This is a genomic window from Acinetobacter sp. VT 511 (assembly GCF_001077515.1).
Taxonomy (GTDB): domain Bacteria; phylum Pseudomonadota; class Gammaproteobacteria; order Pseudomonadales; family Moraxellaceae; genus Acinetobacter; species Acinetobacter schindleri.
The window spans coordinates 1-3,323 of record NZ_LFRE01000120.1 but is presented as its reverse complement, the minus strand read 5'-3'; the positions used below and the strand labels follow the sequence as shown (position 1 = coordinate 3,323).

The window sequence follows — 3,323 nt, the reverse complement described above, 5'->3', positions numbered from 1 at the left end:
GCAGTTGCCAACAACCAAGGCATGAGAGTAGCGAAAGGACGCTATATCCTGTTACTCAATTCTGACACCGTTATTCAGCCGGATACGCTGCAAATTATGGTCGGATTCATGGACCGCTACCCCGAGATGGGGGCCTCAGGCTGCAAAGTCATCCTGCCTGATGGCTCCTTGGATAAGGCTTGTAAGCGTGGATTTCCTACACTATCGGCTTCATTTTATTATGCATTCGGTGTTTCTCGTCTTTTCCCTGATCGGCCGAAGTTCAATCAATATCAACTGGGACATTTGAGCCCGGATGATGAATATCCGGTAGACTGTCTTGTTGGTGCGTTCATGCTAGTGCGGCGTGAGACGGTTGACCAGGTTGGCGGGTTGGATGAGACGTTCTTTATGTATGGAGAAGATATTGACTGGTGTTATCGCATCAAAGAAGCGGGATGGGGAATTTTTTATTATCCGCGTACATATATTGTGCACTACAAGGGCGGCAGTGCTCGTCGTAAACCTTTGAAAATAACGTATGAGTTTCATAGAGCGATGTGGGTGTTCCAGGTGCCGCCCTCCTCCAGCGCCAGCGACACGTCGGGTGCCGCGTCGCCGAAAGCACGGATCGCCGACAGCACGAAGGGGTGGAACGCCGCCGAACTGGTGAAGCCGACCGCGATGCGGCCGCTTTCCCCGCGGGCGACCCGGCGCGCCGTTTCCACGGCGCGTTCGACCTGGGCGAGGATGGCGCGCGCATCCTCGAGCAGCACCTGGCCGCTTTCGGTCAATTGCATGCCGCGCGGCAGGCGATGGAACAGCGCCGCGCCGATCGCGGTCTCCATGGCACGGATCTGCTGGCTCAGCGGCGGCTGCTGCATGCCGAGCCGTTCGGCCGCCCGCGTCACGTGGCCCTCCTCGGCCACGGCGACGAAATAGCGAAGCGCAGCCATGTTGATTTTTTTGCCGCCATATTCTGCGTTCAGGAATTCATCACTGGAAAGACCTGCTTTGGTTGCAGGAGCATCCTGACCGGCTTTGACCATTGGCATCTGTGCTTCCGGTGTGGTCAGTGCTTCAATTACTTTGAATGCTTCTTCCTTGTGTTTGGAAGCGTTGGTAATCGTTAACCCGTTAAAGAATGCGTTTGTTTCGCCCCATACCGGAGAGATATCCCAATTAATGCCTTCCACCTTGGCAAGTGAACCGATGTTCCAGAACCCTGTCGTTTCCATGGCGATCTTGCCTTGCGCGAACAGCGGATCGGCTCCGATATTCCCCATGTCGGCAATCTCGGTTGGCGTTGGTCCCGCACCGTGTGTGAAGGTCAGATCATTCATGAGGCCGTTCAAGGGCGTCCCCGGCTCGATGGGCTGGTGACCTCAGTCGCGGGCGAACGCCTGCGGGACGGCCGCGTGCAGGTCCGCCAGCCACGCGCGGGCGTTCCCGTCCGACGGCGCGCGCCAATCGCCGCGCGGTGACAGCGATCCCGCGGGGGACACCTTCGGACCGTTCGGGATCGCGGTCCGCTTGAACTGGGCGAAACCGAAGAAGCGCTGCAGGAAGACGTCCATCCACCGCGCCACGGCGACGAGGTCGTACGCCGGCCGTTCCCCCTCGGGGTAGCCCGGCGGCCAGGCCCCGGCATCCGGGTCCTCCCACGCCTTCGCGGCGAGGAACGCGATCTTCGACGGCCGGAATCCGAACCGCAGCACGTGGTACAGCGTGAAGTCGTGCAGGTTGTACGGACCGATCCGGCCCTCGGTCGACTGCATCCGTCCGTCTTGGCCCGCCGGCACGAGCTCGGGGCTGATCTCGTTGTTACAGGAAGGAGATGTTGTGCTGGTAGTGACCCATTCCGGGCGAACCAGTGATGTAAAAGCGGCCGTAGAACTGGCAAAAAAGAACGGGGCAAAGATTATTTGTATAACCCATAGCTACCATTCACCGATAGCGAAACTGGCCGATTATATTATTTGCTCACCAGCCCCGGAAACGCCGTTATTAGGTCGTAATGCCTCGGCAAGAATATTACAACTAACTTTGCTGGACGCTTTTTTTGTCTCTGTCGCCCAGCTCAACATTGAACAAGCTAATATTAATATGCAAAAAACCGGCGCAATTGTTGATTTCTTCTCACCAGGCGCGCTGAAATAAGAAAAAGGTAATTCCGCCATCGCGGAGTTACCTGTCCCCTTACCGTGAGAACATTATTGTCAAAGCTAGTCTGACAGGTTCTATCATAGGAAATCTGCTATTAGTGCTCGGGTTAAGTATTTTTGCGGGAGGACTCAAGTTCAAAATTCAGAATTATAATGTTTCACTTGCAGGTCTGAATGGTTCCCTGATGATTGTTGCCATCATTGCCCTGTTTATTCCGGCAGTCTTTCTCAATACACATTCCATTACACAGAAAGACACCAATACACTTAGTCTCATCGTGGCCGGATTGCTCATCCTCGCGTATATTGCGTGGTTACTATTCTCCATGGTGACACATAAGAACTACCTCGCAGACGTCACTGAGGATCGCGATGAAGAGCTACCTCATGAGCATGCTCCGGCATGGTCCAAGAAAAAATCAATCCTCTATCTGGTGCTCGCAACAGTCATGGTACGCTGCGTGATGGAGAGCAATCCCCGGGAGTCAATCTGAACACTCGTGAAAAGGTGGAAATTGCCCATCAGCTCGAGCGGCTTGGCATTGACCGGATGGAAGCGGGTTTCCCGGCGGCATCTCCAGGTGACCTGGCAGCTGTCAATGCAGTAGCAAATGCGGTCAAAAATGTGACTGTAATTGGCTTGTCCCGTTCCAGAGAGCAAGACATTGATGCGGTTAAGGAAGCACTTAAAGGTGCACAGGACCCATGCATTCACGTTTTCCTGGCAACTTCACCTATTCACCGCCAACATAAATTGCGCATGGACAAAGCGCAGGTACTGGATACAGCTCGTTCCGCGATTCGTTATGCAAAGAAAACATTCTCGAAGATTGAATTCTCACTTGAGGATGCAGGTCGTACCGAGTATGATTTCCTCGTGGAAATGGTGAATATGGCTGTTGAAGAAGGTGCAGCTGTCGTGAATATTCCGGATACGGTTGGTTACCTGAGCCCATATGAATACGGAAACATTTTCAAACATCTCAAGGAGAATGTACACGGTATTGAAAAGGTACAGCTGAGTGCCCACTGCCATAATGACTTGGGTATGGCGACGGCCAATACGCTTGCAGCCATTCTCAACGGAGCCGATCAGATCGAAGGTACGATCAATGGCATTGGTGAACGTGCCGGAAACACGGCGATCGAGGAAATTGCTATGGCGCTGGAGACACGTCA

3 protein-coding genes and 3 pseudogenes are annotated in these 3,323 nt (G+C 53.9%); 4 read left to right on the top strand and 2 right to left on the bottom strand.

Translation table 11 applies throughout. From position 1 onward, the window contains the following. Positions 1–474, top strand: a pseudogene (locus ACS72_RS20025) (glycosyltransferase); the annotation flags it as partial. Positions 475–527: 53 nt separating this feature from the next. On the opposite strand, the gene ACS72_RS20020 reads toward ACS72_RS20025, so the two are convergent. Both ACS72_RS20020 and ACS72_RS20015 read right to left on the bottom strand, forming a co-directional pair. Beyond that, the gene (locus tag ACS72_RS20020) at positions 528–1,322 is read right to left on the bottom strand and encodes an extracellular solute-binding protein (protein ID WP_212771733.1); all 795 of its coding nucleotides are present in this window, start codon (positions 1,320–1,322) and stop codon (positions 528–530) included. A gap of 42 nt (positions 1,323–1,364) precedes the next feature. Beyond that, the gene (locus ACS72_RS20015) at positions 1,365–1,757 is read right to left on the bottom strand and encodes a hypothetical protein (RefSeq protein WP_212771732.1); all 393 of its coding nucleotides are present in this window, start codon (positions 1,755–1,757) and stop codon (positions 1,365–1,367) included. Positions 1,758–1,797: 40 nt separating this feature from the next. On the opposite strand from ACS72_RS20015, the pseudogene alsR reads away from it, so the two are divergent. The 3 genes and pseudogenes from alsR to ACS72_RS20000 form a co-directional block, all read left to right on the top strand. Continuing rightward, positions 1,798–2,139: pseudogene (gene alsR / locus ACS72_RS20010) on the top strand (D-allose utilization transcriptional regulator AlsR); the annotation flags it as partial. Between the two features lie 10 nt (positions 2,140–2,149). Continuing rightward, complete coding sequence (locus ACS72_RS20005) at positions 2,150–2,638, top strand: hypothetical protein (protein WP_212771734.1); 489 nt, start codon at positions 2,150–2,152, stop codon at positions 2,636–2,638. Beyond that, a pseudogene (locus ACS72_RS20000) lies at positions 2,548–3,323 on the top strand (2-isopropylmalate synthase); the annotation flags it as partial. The gene ACS72_RS20005 and the pseudogene ACS72_RS20000, both read left to right, overlap by 91 nt.

Bases quoted from the DNA above. Each gene is read 5' to 3' on its own strand.
- ACS72_RS20020 (WP_212771733.1), bottom strand. From the start codon at position 1,322: ATGAATGATCTGACCTTCACACACGGTGCGGGACCAACGCCAACCGAG.
- ACS72_RS20015 (WP_212771732.1), bottom strand. From the start codon at position 1,757: ATGCAGTCGACCGAGGGCCGGATCGGTCCGTACAACCTGCACGACTTC.